This window comes from Scandinavium sp. UTDF21-P1B (assembly GCF_040750395.1).
Classification (GTDB): domain Bacteria; phylum Pseudomonadota; class Gammaproteobacteria; order Enterobacterales; family Enterobacteriaceae; genus Scandinavium.
In genome coordinates, this window is sequence record NZ_JBFLVD010000012.1 from 22,520 (window position 1) to 37,934 (window position 15,415).

Here is a 15,415-nt window from a genome sequence, read left to right on the forward strand (position 1 = left end):
CATCACATATCAGAGAGAAAATAAAATTCTTATTTTAGGATTCTTTTCTATTTATGGGTTTTATCTGATACGGGCACAATCACAAAATAGTTAAAAAGCAATTTAATCGTCTGGTGAAATATAAAATAGATTTTATTTTTTCTCTATTTTTTAAATTTCAGATTTTGTCTATTTTATTTAAAAAAAACAGAAGCGGACGACTTTATTTTATCTTTTGGGAAACAAGGTGAAGTGGGACCATCTCACCCCTTTGGAGATAAAAAAAGCAGCCCGCAGGCTGCTTTTTTATCACGCAAAGCGACAGGCTAGCTACGCCTCATCATCAGCCACAGGCTAATCAGGAAGAAGCTGGCGCTTGGCAGCAGGGCACCGACAACCGGTGGAATGCCATAAACGAGCGTCAGCGGGCCGAAGATCTGATCGAGCACGTAGAACACGAAGCCGAAGCTTATCCCTGTCACCACGCGTACGCCCATAGGCACGCTGCGCAGTGGCCCAAAGATGAAGGACAGCGCCATCAGCATCATCACCGCCACCGACAGCGGCTGGAACACTTTGCTCCACATATTCAGCTGGTAGCGCCCCGCATCCTGGCCGCTGGACTTGAGGTATTTGACGTAGTTATGCAGACCGCTTATCGACAGCGCATCCGGATCCAGCGCTACCACGCCCAGCTTGTCCGGCGTGAGGTTGGTTTTCCAGGTGCCGCTGACGGTCTGTGAACCGGTGACCTGTTTCGGGTCGCTCAGGTTAGACTCATCTACCTGCGACAGCTTCCAGGCCTTGGCATCCTGGTCAAACTTAGCCGAAGCCGCGTAGCGTACGGACTGCAAACGACGGTTGTCGTTAAAGCTGTAAATACTGATCCCACCGAGTTCATCGTTACCTTTGATGCGTTCGATGTAGATGTAGTTGTTACCGTCTTTCGCCCACATGCCCTGCTGGGTAGAGAGCAGCGAACCGCCATACATCGCCTGCGCACGCAGGTTGCGCGCCATCTGTTCGCCCTGCGGAGCCACCCACTCACCGATAGCCATCGTCAACAATACCAGCGGGATTGCGGTTTTCATGACCGACAGCGCCACCTGCAAACGGGTGAAGCCCGATGCCTGCATCACCACCAGCTCGCTTCGCTGCGCCAGCATGCCGAGCCCGAGCAGCGCGCCCAGCAGGGCCGCCATCGGGAAGAAAATTTGGATGTCTTTCGGTACGCTGAGGAGGGTATACATACCCGCACCGAGCGCGTCGTAGCTCCCCTGCCCGGCTTTTTTCAGCTGGTCGACAAACTTGATGATGCCCGAAAGGGACACCAGCATGAACAGCGTCATCATGATGGTGGTGAAGATGGTTCTGCCGATATAGCGGTCAAGAACGCCAAATAGCTGCATTATACCGCTCCTTTCCCGCCGATTCGTGCACGCAGACGACGCATTGGCACCGTATCCCAGATGTTCAGCAACACTGCCAGCCCGAAATAGAGCACGTTAATAGCCCACATCCACAGCGTCGGATCGATTTTGCCTTTGCCGCCGTTAGACTTCAGCGATGTCTGCACGAGGAAGAAGACAAGATACAGCAGCATGGCCGGCAACATAGACAGCACGCGCCCCTGACGTGGGTTCACCACGCTGAGCGGCACGACCATCAGCGCCATAATAAATACCGTCGCCACCAGCGTCAGACGCCAGTGCAGCTCGGCGCTGGCCTGCGGTGAATCCGCATGCCACAGGGCGCTCATACCCATCTGCTCGGTATCATCCGGATCCAGCGCAACGGTCTGGTGCCCGATGATCGCCTGGTAATCTTTGAAATCAGTGATGCGGAAATCCCGCAGCATCGCGGTGCCCTCAAAGCGGGTGCCCGTATTGAGATTTACGACCTGTGAGCCATCTTTCTGCTGGGAGAGGTGCCCGGAATCCGCGACGACCACGGACGGACGCGCGTTGCCTTTGGTGCGAATTTGCGCCATGAAGACATCATGGAATTGCGTGCCGCTCACTTTTTCGATAAACAGCACCGAGTTGCCATTGGTCGCCTGAGTGAACTGGCCCTGCGCTAACGCCGCCATGCCCGGGTTGGCTTTGGCTTCCGCCAGCACTTCATCCTGATGTCGCGAAGACCACGGCCCGGCCCACATCACGTTGACCGCAGCCACGATGGCGGTGAACAGCGCCAGAATCATAGCGGCTTTGATCAGCACGGCTTTACTCAGGCCGCACGCGTGCATCACCGTGATTTCACTCTCGGTATAGAGTTTGCCCAGCGTCATCAACAAGCCGAGGAACAGACTGAGGGGCAGAATAAGTTGCGCCATTTCTGGCACCCCGAGTCCCAGCAGGGACAGAACGAGGTTTGTCGGGATGTCACCGTCTACCGCTGCGCCGAGGATCCTGACCAGTTTCTGACAGAAAAAAATCAGAAGCAGGATGAAGAGGATCGCCAGTTGGCTTTTCAGCGTCTCCCGCACCAGATATCTTATAATTATCACTATAAATACGCCCGTTAAAACCTGTCTTTGCTCGTCATTCTTCACGTTCCAGGTGCGTTGGCTGCACCCGCTCACCTCAGTCACATAGTGAGCTATGTTCCTGAGGATTCACGGCCTTGCCGCCTTCCTGCAACGCGAATAATTTAGAGCACAGTTGCTGGAAAATTGCTTGTTTCATGGCTTAAACGTCATTTATTCTCTTGAGTCGTCGAAAACATCGCTAAGATTAGAAGACTCAGCGGCTTTACGTTTCAGACCCGGTTCTGACGAGCCAACATCGCGATATCGCTAAGATTAACACGAAGTCACCGCAACAGCGGACATGAGTTACGAAAGCTTGCAATTCTATCCGTAGCCACCGCCGTTGTCTTTAAGATTCAGGAGCGTAGTGCATGGAGTTCAGTGTAAAAAGCGGCAGCCCGGAGAAACAGCGGAGCGCCTGTATCGTTGTTGGCGTCTTTGAACCACGCCGTCTCTCCCCGATCGCCGAACAACTCGATAAAATCAGCGACGGCTATATCAGCGCCCTGCTGCGCCGTGGCGAGCTTGAAGGCAAACCAGGCCAGACCCTGCTGCTGCACCACGTGCCGAACGTGCTCTCCGAGCGCATTCTGCTGATTGGCTGCGGCAAAGAACGCGAGCTTGATGAGCGTCAGTATAAGCAAGTTATCCAGAAAACCATCAATACGCTGAATGACACCGGCTCGATGGAAGCGGTCTGCTTCCTGACCGAACTGCACGTCAAAGGCCGCAACAACTACTGGAAAGTGCGCCAGGCGGTTGAGACGGCGAAAGAGACGCTGTACAGCTTCGATCAGTTGAAAACCAACAAGAGCGAACCGCGTCGCCCGCTGCGTAAAATGGTGTTCAACGTACCCACCCGCCGTGAACTGACCAGCGGCGAGCGCGCCATTCAGCACGGTCTGGCGATTGCCTCAGGTATCAAAGCGGCGAAAGACCTCGGTAATATGCCGCCGAACATCTGTAACGCCGCATATCTCGCTTCTCAGGCGCGCCAGCTGGCTGACTCTTACAGCAAGAACGTCATCACCCGCGTTATCGGCGAACAGCAGATGAAAGAGCTGGGCATGCACTCGTATCTGGCGGTCGGCAACGGGTCACAGAATGAGTCCCTGATGTCGGTCATTGAATACAAAGGCAATCCGTCCGAAGATGCGCGTCCGATCGTGCTGGTCGGTAAAGGCCTGACGTTTGACTCCGGCGGCATCTCCATCAAGCCTGCCGAAGGCATGGACGAAATGAAGTACGACATGTGCGGCGCGGCGGCGGTCTACGGCGTAATGCGCATGGTGGCAGAGCTTCAGCTGCCGCTGAACGTTGTCGGCATTCTGGCGGGCTGTGAAAATATGCCTGGCGGGCGCGCGTATCGCCCGGGCGACGTGCTGACGACCATGTCCGGCCAGACCGTTGAAGTACTGAATACGGATGCCGAAGGCCGTCTGGTGCTGTGCGACGTGCTGACCTACGTGGAGCGCTTCGAACCTGAAGCGGTTATCGACGTGGCAACGCTCACCGGCGCCTGTGTGATTGCCCTGGGCCATCACATCACCGGGCTGATGTCGAACCACAACCCGCTGGCGCATGAGCTTATCGGCGCGTCCGAACAGGCCGGTGACCGCGCGTGGCGTCTGCCGCTGGGTGATGAGTATCAGGAACAGCTGGAAAGCAACTTTGCGGATATGGCGAACATCGGTGGCCGCCCTGGAGGTGCCATCACCGCAGGCTGCTTCCTGTCGCGCTTCACCCGCAAGTATAACTGGGCGCATCTGGACATCGCCGGTACCGCATGGCGCTCCGGCAAGGCCAAAGGCGCCACCGGTCGTCCGGTTGCCCTGCTGTCTCAGTTCCTGCTGAACCGCGCCGGTTTTTCCGGCGAAGAGTAGTTGTTTTTAATGCCCGGCGGCGCTTCGCTTGCCGGGCCTACATGCTTTTCGTAGGCCGGGTAAGCATTCATGCCACCCGGCTTTACGTTTAAAACCACGCAAAGAAGCCCCATATTATGAAGAATGCGACGTTCTACCTGCTCGACAACGACAACACCGCCGACGGCTTAAGCGCCGTAGAGCAGCTGGTGTGTGAACTGGCGGCGGATCGGTGGCGAGCGGGAAAACGCATTCTGATCGCCTGTGAAGATGAGAAGCAGGCCATTCGCCTGGACGAGGCGCTGTGGTCGCGGCCGCCGGAAAGCTTTGTGCCGCATAACCTGTCGGGCGAAGGCCCACGCGGCGGTGCGCCGGTGGAAATCGCCTGGCCGCAAAAGCGCAACAGCAGCCCGCGGGACCTGTTAATCAGCCTGCGCGTGGGCTTTGCAGATTTTGCCACCGCTTTCACAGAAGTGATAGACTTCGTCCCACACGAAGATTCCTTAAAACAACTGGCGCGTGACCGCTACAAAGCGTACCGCATGGCTGGTTTTAACCTGAATACGGCAACCTGGAAATAATGGAAAAGACATACAACCCCCAAGATATCGAACAGCCGCTTTACGAGCACTGGGAAAAGCAGGGCTATTTCAAGCCGAACGGCGATGAAAGCAAAGAGTCCTTCTGCATCATGATCCCGCCGCCGAACGTCACCGGCAGTTTGCATATGGGTCATGCCTTCCAGCAAACCATCATGGACACCATGATCCGCTACCAGCGCATGCAGGGCAAAAACACCCTGTGGCAGGCCGGTACCGACCACGCGGGTATCGCAACCCAGATGGTGGTGGAGCGTAAGATTGCCGCTGAAGAAGGGAAAACCCGCCACGACTACGGTCGCGATGCCTTTATCGACAAAATCTGGCAGTGGAAGGCCGAATCCGGCGGTACCATTACCCGCCAGATGCGCCGTCTCGGCAACTCCGTAGACTGGGAGCGCGAGCGTTTCACCATGGACGAAGGCCTTTCCAATGCCGTGAAAGAAGTCTTCGTTCGCCTGTACAAAGAAGATCTGATCTACCGCGGCAAGCGCCTGGTCAACTGGGACCCGAAACTGCGCACCGCGATTTCTGACCTCGAAGTGGAAAACCGCGAGTCGAAGGGCTCGATGTGGCACATCCGCTATCCGCTGGCAGACGGTGTGAAAACTGCAGACGGTAAAGATTACCTCGTGGTTGCCACCACTCGTCCGGAAACCGTGCTCGGTGACACCGGCGTAGCCGTAAACCCTGAAGATCCGCGTTACAAAGATCTGATTGGCAAATTCCTGGTGCTGCCGCTGGTTAACCGCCGCATTCCCATTGTTGGTGACGAACACGCCGACATGGAAAAAGGCACCGGCTGCGTGAAAATCACCCCGGCACACGACTTTAACGACTACGAAGTCGGTAAGCGTCACGCGCTGCCAATGATCAACATCCTGACCTTCGACGGCGATATCCGCGAAAGCGCGCAGGTGTTCGATACCAAAGGCGAAGAGTCCGACGTTTATTCCAGCGACATCCCGGCGGAATTCCAGAAGCTGGAGCGTTTTGCCGCGCGTAAAGCCATCGTTGCCGCCGTTGATGCCCTGGGCCTGCTGGACGAAATCAAACCTCACGATCTGACCGTGCCGTACGGCGACCGTGGCGGCGTGGTTATTGAGCCAATGCTGACCGACCAGTGGTACGTGCGTGCCGACGTGCTGGCGAAGCCTGCCGTAGAAGCGGTAGAAAACGGCGACATCCAGTTCGTGCCGAAGCAGTACGAAAACATGTACTTCTCCTGGATGCGCGACATTCAGGACTGGTGTATCTCCCGTCAGCTGTGGTGGGGTCACCGTATCCCGGCGTGGTATGACAACGAAGGCAACGTCTACGTTGGCCGCACCGAAGAAGAAGTGCGCAGCGAAAACAACCTGAGCGCAGACGTCGCGCTGCGTCAGGACGAAGACGTGCTCGACACCTGGTTCTCCTCCGCGCTGTGGACGTTCTCGACCCTCGGCTGGCCGGAAAACACCGACGCGCTGCGTCAGTTCCACCCAACCAGCGTGATGGTCTCCGGCTTCGACATTATCTTCTTCTGGATCGCCCGCATGATCATGATGACCATGCACTTCATCAAAGATGAAGACGGCAAGCCGCAGATCCCGTTCAAGACCATCTACATGACCGGCCTGATCCGCGATGACGAAGGCCAGAAGATGTCCAAATCCAAAGGTAACGTCATTGACCCGCTGGATATGGTCGACGGTATTTCTCTGGCTGACCTGCTGGAGAAACGTACCGGCAACATGATGCAGCCGCAGCTGGCGGAAAAAATCCGCAAGCGCACCGAGAAGCAGTTCCCGGACGGCATCGAGCCGCACGGCACCGACGCCCTGCGCTTCACCCTGGCCGCGCTCGCCTCAACCGGCCGCGACATCAACTGGGACATGAAGCGCCTGGAGGGCTACCGCAACTTCTGTAACAAGCTGTGGAACGCCAGCCGCTTCGTGCTGATGAACACCGAAGATCAGGATTGCGGCTTCAACGGCGGCGAAAAAGTACTGTCGCTGGCCGATCGCTGGATCCTCGCGGAATTCAACCAGACCGTGAAAGCGTACCGCGAAGCGCTGGATAACTTCCGCTTTGATATCGCCGCGGGCATCCTGTATGAGTTCACCTGGAACCAGTTCTGTGACTGGTATCTGGAGCTGACCAAGCCGGTGATGACCGGGGGCTCTGAAGCAGAACTGCGCGGCACCCGCAACACGCTGGTGACCGTGCTGGAAGGCCTGCTGCGCCTGGCGCACCCAATCATTCCATTCATCACTGAAGAAATCTGGCAGCGCGTGAAGCTGCTTTGCGGCAACACCGCCGACACCATCATGCTGCAGCCGTTCCCGGCGTTCGATGCCGCTCAGGTTGATGAAGCCGCGCTGGCCGATACCGAATGGCTGAAGCAGGCGATCGTTGCCGTACGTAACATCCGCGCGGAAATGAACATCGCGCCGGGCAAACCGCTGGAGCTGCTGCTTCGTGGCTGCAGCGCCGATGCCGTGCGTCGCGTGACCGATAACCAGAGCTTCCTGCAGTCCATGGCGCGTCTGGAAAGCATCACCATTCTGCCTGCGGATGACAAAGGCCCGGTTTCCGTGACCAAAATCATCGACGGCGCAGAGCTGCTGATCCCGATGGCTGGCCTCATCAACAAAGAAGATGAGCTGGCGCGTCTGGCGAAAGAAGTCGCTAAGATCGAAGGCGAAATCAGCCGCATCGAAAGCAAACTGTCGAACGAAGGCTTTGTGGCACGCGCACCGGAAGCGGTGATTGCCAAAGAGCGTGAGAAACTCGACGGCTACGCCGAAGCGAAAGCGAAGCTGATTGAACAGCAGGCCGTGATCGCCGCGCTGTAATCCCTCAACCCCTTACGCGCCCGCGTAAGGGGTTTTCTTCCTGAAAACTCCTCGCTTGCACTCATTTTTCTGCGGTGCTATTAACTGCACTATCTGTCACATATCGCCACGAGTAATGCTATGAATGTTATGACCCCCGCCGCCCTCACGCTGCGCCGGATTGCTGAGCAGGATAATTCTGCCGTCGCTTCGGTCATCCGCCAGGTTTCTGCCGAATACGGACTTACTGCCGACAAAGGCTACACCGTGGCCGACCCGAACCTGGACGAGCTGTATCAGCTCTACAGCCAGCCGGGGCATGCCTATTGGGTTATCGAGCAAGGCGGGAAGATCGTGGGCGGCGGCGGCGTAGCGCCGCTGAAATGCAGCGATACGGATATCTGCGAGCTGCAAAAAATGTATTTTCTGCCCACGGCGCGGGGCAAAGGCATGGCGAAGAAGCTGGCGCTGATGGCGATGGATCATGCGCGTAGTCAGGGATTTACGCGCTGCTATCTGGAAACCACGGCCTTTTTGAAAGAGGCCATCGCACTGTATGAGCATTTAGGCTTTGAGCATATCGACGGCCCGCTCGGCTGCACGGGCCATGTGGATTGCGAAGTGCGGATGCTGAAGGTGCTTTGATTTCATCCACTTTGCCTGCCGCCGTTCGCGCGGGCAAAAGTCAGTACAGCTTGTGCTCCCGCATAAACCCTTCCCCACCAAGCTGGCGCATCTGGCGCAGGATCCACGCCTGACGGCTGCGGATGTAGCCGGAAGGCGCATCAGCCCGAAACTTGAGCGGATTCGGCAATACGGCGGCCAGCAGCGCGGCTTCAGACATCGTCAGCTTGCTCGCAGGCTTGTGGAAATAGCGCTGCGAAGCGGCTTCCACGCCGAACACGCCTTCGCCAAATTCAGCGATATTGAGGTAAACGGTCAGGATGCGTTTCTTGCTCCAGACGGTTTCAATCCCCACCGTCAGCCCGGCCTCCAGCCCTTTACGCAGCCAGCTTCTTCCATCCCACAAAAACAGATTTTTGGCGGTTTGCTGCGAGAGCGTTGAGGCACCGCGAATGCGGTTCTCGTTGCGTTCGTTGTGCGCCAGCGCCTTTTCTATCGCCGACACGTCAAACCCCCAGTGATCGGGGAATTTCTGATCTTCTGCCGCAATCACCGCCAGCCCCATCCACGGCGTCATCTCATCCATGCTGACCCAGTCGGAATGGGCCAGATAGTGGAAGTTGCCGCTAAAGATGGCGCCCAGCTGACGCTCAACCATCACCGCCGAAAACGGGACGGGTAGCACGCTGAACAGCGCTATTCCGCCGCCCCAGAAAACGACAAGCACCAGCAGCACCCGCAGCGCAATGCGTTTCAGCCAGGAGAGAGGTGAACGACGTGATCTCATTCGCACAGCACCAGTACGCGCGCGACCAGCTTCTCGATGCCCGTCGCGGCCTCAGCGATATTTTGCGCCAGCATGTAGGCAGGCGTTGTCACCACTTTGTTCTCTTCGTCCACGACGATATCATCCACCGGGCAAGGCACGTGCTCTGCGCCCATCTCTTCCAGCACTTCAGCGGTGTCTATGTCAGTTCCGATAGTGATGCGCAGCGGGAAGTCGAAAATCGCGGGCAGCATCGCCGGGGCGATACACATAAAACCGAGTGGCTTACCGGCCTGATGCAGCGCCTGCGACAGCGCCTTCAGCTCCGGATCGACACTGCACTGGCTTCCCTGCACGGCAAAATTGCTCAGGTTTTTCGCCGCACCGAAACCGCCGGGCACAATCAGCGCGTCCAGCTCGCGTGCATCTGCCATCGACAGCGGCTGAATCTCACCGCGGGCAATACGCGCGGCTTCAATCAGCACGTTGCGTTCGGGCGCCATCGATTCACCAGACAAATGATTAATCACGTCCGACTGGGCTTTATCAGGCGCAAAACAGACCGCCTTAGCGCCGCTGCGGGCAATCGCCAGCAGGGTCAGCACCGCTTCATGGATTTCACTGCCGTCATAGACACCACAGCCGCTCAGCACGACGCCAATTTTTTTCATAACGCGTTTCCTTGTTGCAACCGTATGAAGCCCATCAATTATTTTGATTTAACCGCTATGCTTCACACATTTTACTGATTTACGTAACAAATATTATAAGTTTTGCTATCTTAATGAGCGTACAACCCCGTTTTCAGGCAGTGCCAGTCAACAACGATATCAACGCTAAGGCGCAGCCACGATTTCCCTGGTGTTGGCGCAGTATTCGCGCACCCCGGCTTGACCGGGGTCATTTTTATCGGCTGGCCACCCACGCTTTCAGGGCTGCCACATCCTGTTGCCATTCGGCTTTCATCTCTTCAACCCATTCCCCCACGTTGTCCCACCACGCAGGAAGATCGGGCGTCTGGATCTGCTGCCCCAGCTGCTGAATATGGCGCAGGCCAATAGAGCCCGCCGCGCCTTTGATTTTGTGCCCCTCTTCGACAATGCCCTTCTGGTCGCGAGCGGTCAGGTTAGATTCCAGCACCGCCAGGTAGCCCGGCATCATTTTCTCGAACACGGCCAGACCGTCGGTAATCAGCTTTGGCCCCACCAGTTCGATGTACTGCTGAAGCATGTCGGTATCCAGCACGTTGCTTGATTTACTGCTGTCGCTTGCGGTCACGTGGTTCTCCTCGTCGTCAGGGGTATCCCAGAATTTCTGGATCATCGCCGTCAATGCCGGCACGGAGAGCGGTTTGCTCAGGACATCATCCATGCCCGCATCCAGGTACTCTTTTTTGTCTTTCAGCACGTTCGCGGTCAGCGCGACCAGCGGCGGCAGCTCATCGGCATGGTAGCGCTGCTTCAGCTCGCGGGAGATATCCAGGCCGGTCATGTCCGGCAGCTGAATATCCAGCAGCACCAGGTCGTATTCGCCCGGGGTGAACATCTCCAGTGCGGCCTTTCCGGTCATCGCCACGTCAACGCTGTTGCCGAGTTTCTCCAGCACCGAGCGCGCCACAATCACGTTAAGCTCAATGTCTTCCACCAGCAGCACATGCAGCGCCGGAAGCGGCATATCGTCGTCGCTGAACGCGTCCTCGACTTCCTCCGCCACCGCCGGCGCATGAACCGTCAGGGTAAAGGTTGAACCGCTGCCCGGAAGGCTTGCGACCGTAATATCACCGCCCATGCTTTTCGCCAGGCGGCGCGATACCGCCAGACCAATACCGGTGCCGGTAGCAGGCTTCCCGCCCTGACTGTCCTTCACCTGATAATACATGGCGAAAATCTTGTCCTGCTCCTCCTGCGGGATCCCGATGCCGGAGTCCTGCACTTCGAAATGCAGCATGTCGCCTTCGTCATAGCGCACCCGCACCGAAACGTTGCCCTGCTGGGTAAACTTCACCGCGTTGCTGATGAGGTTCCACAGAATTTGCCGCAGGCGCGTGCCGTCAGTGATGACCTTATGCGGCAGCGGCAGCGTCGGATCCATCACGAAACGCAGCCCTTTTTGCTGAGCCTGCAAACCGGAGAGGTTCTCCAGGTCGGCCAGGAAGCTGGTGAAATCGACCGGCTGGTTATCCAGCTGCACCTTCCGGCGCTCCATCTTATCCATGTCAATAATATCGTTGAAGATATTGCCGAGCGTCACCGCCGAAACATGAATGGTTTTCAGGTATTTTTCCTGCTCGGTGGTGAGCTCGGTATCCAGCAGAATGCGGCTCAGGCCGACGATGCCGTTCAACGGCGTACGCAGTTCGTGGCTGATGGTGGAGATAAACGTGGTTTTGTCGCGGCTGGCGCGTTCGAGCGCATCCTGGTAGCGCTTGCGCTCGGTGATATCGCGGCCAAAGCCCATCAGGCCATGACGCTTCCCGACGCGGTCATAGTACGGCACTTTACGGATTTCGAAGCAGGCCTTGCGCCCGTCCGGGTAGTCGAGCCACTGCTCATAGGTCAGAGAAACGTTGTGGCGGAAGACTTTCTCATCGGTTTCAATGACTTTTGCCGCCGCGTCCGGGGAGTAGACATCCGCTGGCTTCAGGTGAATCAGCTGCTTTTCGCTTTTGCCGGTCAGCAGCTCCATGGCGCGGTTGCAGCCGGAGAACTCTTTATCTTCGTTGCGGTAGAACACGAGGTCCGGCGAGGCATCAAGGAAGGAGCGCAGGAAAGAGGATTGCTGCTCGAGCTGGATCTGCGTCTGTTCGCGCTCTTTCATCTCGATTTTCAGCTGCTCCAGCGTGCTCTGGCGCTCGGCCTCCGCTTTTACGCGGTCGCTGATTTCCTGGTTAAGCTGAGCGATGTTGTCCTTCAGCTGTACGTTAAGCTTCAGGTCGCGGTCACGCATCTCCTCAAGCTTATCGACAAGCTTCGACAGGCGCTGACGCGACTCCTCCAGCTGTTCCACCACCACCGAGAGGAAATAAACCGCCCAGGGCGTAATCAGCAACCCGAAGAAGATAGAGCGGATAACGTCGATACTTTCGACCTGACCATGCAGCACCATGGTGACCGCCATCTGTACCACGATGGCCAGCACCACCAGCGCCAGAGCCAGCAGCATTGAGAAGCGCACCAGGCCGAGCTTCATCATCAGATCGACATAGTACTGCGCAAGCATTCGGATTTGCTTCATAGGGATTTCCTTCACCACAACGTCGCTCAATAATACCCAATTCTGAGCAACGCGTTGAAGGTTGTGCGAAAAATGCGGTAATGATTGGCATCAGGAAGGTAAAAACGCCCCTTTCTTGCCGGAAAAGGGGCGTTGCGTCAGACGATTACTGCCAGCCGTAGCGACGGCTGTAGACCCCTTTCACCAACTGCGTCAGGGTCATGTAGCCCACCAGAATCGCCACCAGCCACGGGAAGTAGGAAAGCGGCAGCGGCGTCAGCGACAGATAGACTGCCAGCGGGCTGAACGGCAGCGCGATCCCGACCACCATCACCAGCAGCGTCATCACAATCAGCGGCCACGCGGCCCGGCTCTGAATAAACGGAATGCGGCGGGTGCGGATCATATGTACGATCAGCGTCTGCGACAGCAGGCCCACCACGAACCAGCCGGACTGGAACAGCGTCTGGTGCTCAGGCGTATTGGCGTGGAACACAAACCACATCAGGCAGAAGGTCAGGATGTCGAAAATCGAACTGATCGGTCCGAAGAACACCATAAAGCGCCCCAAATCTGCCGGGTTCCAGCGCTGTGGCTTCTGGATTTGCTCCTCGTCAACGTTATCGAACGGGATTGCCACCTGGGATACATCGTACAGCAGGTTCTGAATCAGCAAGTGCAGCGGCAACATCGGCAGGAACGGCAGGAAGGCGCTTGCCACCAGCACGCTGAAGACGTTACCGAAGTTAGAGCTCGCGGTCATTTTGATGTATTTCAGCATGTTGGCGAAGGTCCGGCGGCCTTCAATAACCCCCTCCTCCAGCACCATCAGGCTTTTTTCCAGCAGGATGATATCCGCCGCTTCACGGGCGATATCCACCGCGCCGTCCACGGAAATACCGATATCTGCCGCACGCAGCGCCGGGGCGTCGTTGATACCGTCGCCCATAAAGCCGACCACGTGTCCTTCACGCTTGAGCAGCGTGACGATACGCTCTTTGTGCATCGGCGTCAGGCGGGCAAACAGCGTAGTGCGCTTTGCCAGCGCCGCCAGCTCGTCGTCGCCCATCTCGTCAATGCTGCTGCCCACCACCACATCGCCCACTTCCAGGCCGACTTCGTGGCACACTTTTGCCGCCACCAGCTCGCTGTCGCCGGTGAGGATTTTCACGGTGATGCCGCTGGCCTTCAGCGCTTTCAGCGCCGGTGCGGTGGTCTCTTTCGGTGGATCGAGGAACGCGATGTAGCCTTCGAGGATCAGATCGGATTCATCAGCACGCTGATAGTCGCCAGCTCTGGCGGGCAGATATTTCGTCGCCACCGCCACCACGCGCAGCCCTTGACGGTTCAGGGTATCCGTTACGCGGCGAATACGACGCAGCATGGTGTCATCGAGCGGGACAATCTCGCCGTTGTAACGCACCTGAGTGGAAACGTTGAGGATCTCCTGTAACGCGCCTTTGCAGATCAGCTGGTGCACGTCGTCCTGCTCGGACACCACCACTGACATCCGGCGGCGTTCGAAATCAAACGGGATTTCATCGATTTTCTGCCAGCGCTCGGACAGGCTGCGGGCTGACTCCTGCTCCACGCCTTCCAGCACCGCCACGTCGAGCAGGTTTTTCAGCCCGGTCTGGTAGTGGCTGTTGAGCCAGGCGCTGTGCAGCACCAGTTCGCTGGTTTTGCCGGACACATCGGTATGGTTTTCCAGCACGATTTTGTCCTGCGTCAGGGTGCCGGTTTTATCGGTGCAGAGGATGTCCATCGCGCCAAAGTTCTGAATCGCGTCGAGGTGTTTCACAATGACCTTCTGCTTCGACAGCTTCACCGCCCCGCGCGCCAGCGTCGAGGTGACGATCATCGGCAGCATTTCCGGGGTCAGGCCCACGGCCACGGAGAGCGCAAACAGCGCCGCTTCCCACCAGTCGCCTTTGGTGTAGCCGTTAATCAACAGCACCACCGGCGCCATCACCAGCATAAAACGGATCAGCAGCATACTGACGCGGCTGATGCCTTTCTGGAACGCATTCGGCTCGCTTTCCTGTTCGCTGACGCGCCCCGCCAGCTGACCAAACCAGGTATTGCCGCCGGTTGCAAAGACGATCGCCTGCGCCGAACCGCTCACCACGTTGGTGCCCATAAAGCAGAGGGTATCGGCTTCCAGCGGATTGTTTTGCTGCGGGTCACGGCTGCGCGCCACTTTCTCCACCGGCAGCGATTCGCCGGTCAGCGAAGCCTGCGCGACAAACAGATCGCGCGCCTGAAACACGCGCAGATCCGCCGGGATCATGTCACCGGCCGAAAGCTTAACGATATCGCCCTGCACCAGCTGATCGATAGGGATCTCCAGCCAGCGGCTTTCCCCCAGCTCGTTCACCACGCGCAGCACCGTCGCGGTGTTGCTCACCATCGCCTTCAGCGCATCGGCGGCTTTGGTGGATCGCGCTTCCTGAATGAAGTTCAGCAGCGTGGAGATCATCACCATCAGGCCGATAACGCCCGCGGCAAACAGATCTTCCGTGGAGTAGGAGATCACGCCGAGAATGGTCAGCAGAATGTTGAACGGGTTACGGTAGCAGAGCCACAGGTGCACCCACCATGGCGATGGCTTCTGCGCAGGAATAACGTTGCTGCCGTGCTGTTCGCGCGCATCTTCAACTTCCTGCTCGTTCAGCCCTTCCGGGTGGCTGCTGAACGCCCGCCAGATTTCGTTTTCATCCATCGCCGCGACGTTCAGACACTGCTTGCTAAGAGAGTCCGGAATCGGCGCAGCGGCCAGGTTTTTTGCATCCGGCAGCGGATCGCGGCTGACCAGACGATGTGGCAGATGGCGGCTGAGCTGTGCGATCAGCTGCCGGGTAATGTTTTTCAGCATAATAAGCCCCTTCGCGCTCGCCGTTCGGCGATCGCGGGTAACTGTCAGGCGCAACGAGGCCGCACCTGATGGTACTTTTTTAGTTAAAACAGGGACATCTGAGAAATGACGTCACTGCCTCACGCATTATCCGGTAAGGCAGCGAAAGACT

The 15,415-nt window shown here is 57.3% G+C and carries 10 protein-coding genes; 4 read left to right on the forward strand and 6 right to left on the reverse strand.

All coding sequences use genetic code 11. The features are described from left to right. Window positions 1-305 precede the first annotated feature (305 nt). Window positions 306-1,388 (reverse strand): LPS export ABC transporter permease LptG, encoded by a 1,083-nt coding sequence (lptG, locus tag AB1287_RS08505; protein WP_312629365.1) that lies wholly within the window; start codon window positions 1,386-1,388, stop codon window positions 306-308. Continuing rightward, window positions 1,388-2,488: an LPS export ABC transporter permease LptF gene (gene lptF / locus AB1287_RS08510; protein ID WP_312629364.1), complete on the reverse strand. Its 1,101-nt coding sequence runs from the start codon at window positions 2,486-2,488 to the stop codon at window positions 1,388-1,390. Before lptF ends, lptG begins: the two co-directional genes overlap by 1 nt. A gap of 392 nt (window positions 2,489-2,880) precedes the next feature. Between lptF and pepA the strand changes: the two genes are divergently transcribed. The 4 genes from pepA to AB1287_RS08530 all read left to right on the forward strand — a co-directional run bounded on the left by pepA (window position 2,881) and on the right by AB1287_RS08530 (window position 8,431). Continuing rightward, entirely contained in the window at window positions 2,881-4,392 is a 1,512-nt protein-coding gene (gene pepA, locus AB1287_RS08515; RefSeq protein ID WP_435617522.1) for a leucyl aminopeptidase, read from the forward strand. Window positions 4,393-4,508: 116 nt separating this feature from the next. After that, on the forward strand, window positions 4,509-4,952 hold the full coding sequence (gene holC, locus AB1287_RS08520) for a DNA polymerase III subunit chi (RefSeq protein ID WP_312629362.1): 444 nt from the start codon (window positions 4,509-4,511) through the stop codon (window positions 4,950-4,952). Continuing rightward, on the forward strand, window positions 4,952-7,807 hold the full coding sequence (locus AB1287_RS08525; RefSeq protein WP_435617523.1) for a valine--tRNA ligase: 2,856 nt from the start codon (window positions 4,952-4,954) through the stop codon (window positions 7,805-7,807). The genes holC and AB1287_RS08525 overlap by 1 nt, the downstream gene beginning before the upstream one ends. Window positions 7,808-7,927: 120 nt before the next feature. Then, window positions 7,928-8,431 carry a GNAT family N-acetyltransferase gene (locus AB1287_RS08530; protein WP_435617524.1) on the forward strand — a complete coding sequence of 168 codons (504 nt, stop codon included), beginning with the start codon at window positions 7,928-7,930 and terminating at the stop codon, window positions 8,429-8,431. Window positions 8,432-8,471: 40 nt separating this feature from the next. Here AB1287_RS08530 and mtgA read toward each other — a convergent pair whose 3' ends face one another. The 4 genes from mtgA to mgtA form a co-directional block, all read right to left on the reverse strand. Then, window positions 8,472-9,197 carry a monofunctional biosynthetic peptidoglycan transglycosylase gene (gene mtgA / locus AB1287_RS08535; RefSeq protein WP_435617525.1) on the reverse strand — a complete coding sequence of 242 codons (726 nt, stop codon included), beginning with the start codon at window positions 9,195-9,197 and terminating at the stop codon, window positions 8,472-8,474. Then, window positions 9,194-9,847, reverse strand: a complete 654-nt coding sequence (gene elbB / locus AB1287_RS08540) for an isoprenoid biosynthesis glyoxalase ElbB (protein ID WP_312629057.1) — start codon at window positions 9,845-9,847, stop codon at window positions 9,194-9,196. The genes mtgA and elbB overlap by 4 nt, the downstream gene beginning before the upstream one ends. 235 nt (window positions 9,848-10,082) lie before the next feature. Beyond that, window positions 10,083-12,410 (reverse strand): aerobic respiration two-component sensor histidine kinase ArcB, encoded by a 2,328-nt coding sequence (arcB, locus tag AB1287_RS08545; protein WP_312629058.1) that lies wholly within the window; start codon window positions 12,408-12,410, stop codon window positions 10,083-10,085. 145 nt (window positions 12,411-12,555) lie between these two features. Continuing rightward, the gene (gene mgtA / locus AB1287_RS08550; RefSeq protein ID WP_312629059.1) at window positions 12,556-15,264 is read right to left on the reverse strand and encodes a magnesium-translocating P-type ATPase; all 2,709 of its coding nucleotides are present in this window, start codon (window positions 15,262-15,264) and stop codon (window positions 12,556-12,558) included. Window positions 15,265-15,415: the final 151 nt, after the last annotated feature.

What these genes read in the sequence shown, in the direction of transcription:
- lptG (WP_312629365.1), bottom strand. Translation starts at nt 1,388, where the DNA reads ATGCAGCTATTTGGCGTTCTTGACCGCTATATCGGCAGAACCATCTTC.
- pepA (WP_435617522.1), top strand. Translation starts at nt 2,881, where the DNA reads ATGGAGTTCAGTGTAAAAAGCGGCAGCCCGGAGAAACAGCGGAGCGCC.
- holC (WP_312629362.1), top strand. Translation starts at nt 4,509, where the DNA reads ATGAAGAATGCGACGTTCTACCTGCTCGACAACGACAACACCGCCGAC.
- AB1287_RS08525 (WP_435617523.1), top strand. Translation starts at nt 4,952, where the DNA reads ATGGAAAAGACATACAACCCCCAAGATATCGAACAGCCGCTTTACGAG.
- AB1287_RS08530 (WP_435617524.1), top strand. Translation starts at nt 7,928, where the DNA reads ATGAATGTTATGACCCCCGCCGCCCTCACGCTGCGCCGGATTGCTGAG.
- mtgA (WP_435617525.1), bottom strand. Translation starts at nt 9,197, where the DNA reads ATGAGATCACGTCGTTCACCTCTCTCCTGGCTGAAACGCATTGCGCTG.
- elbB (WP_312629057.1), bottom strand. Translation starts at nt 9,847, where the DNA reads ATGAAAAAAATTGGCGTCGTGCTGAGCGGCTGTGGTGTCTATGACGGC.
- arcB (WP_312629058.1), bottom strand. Translation starts at nt 12,410, where the DNA reads ATGAAGCAAATCCGAATGCTTGCGCAGTACTATGTCGATCTGATGATG.
- mgtA (WP_312629059.1), bottom strand. Translation starts at nt 15,264, where the DNA reads ATGCTGAAAAACATTACCCGGCAGCTGATCGCACAGCTCAGCCGCCAT.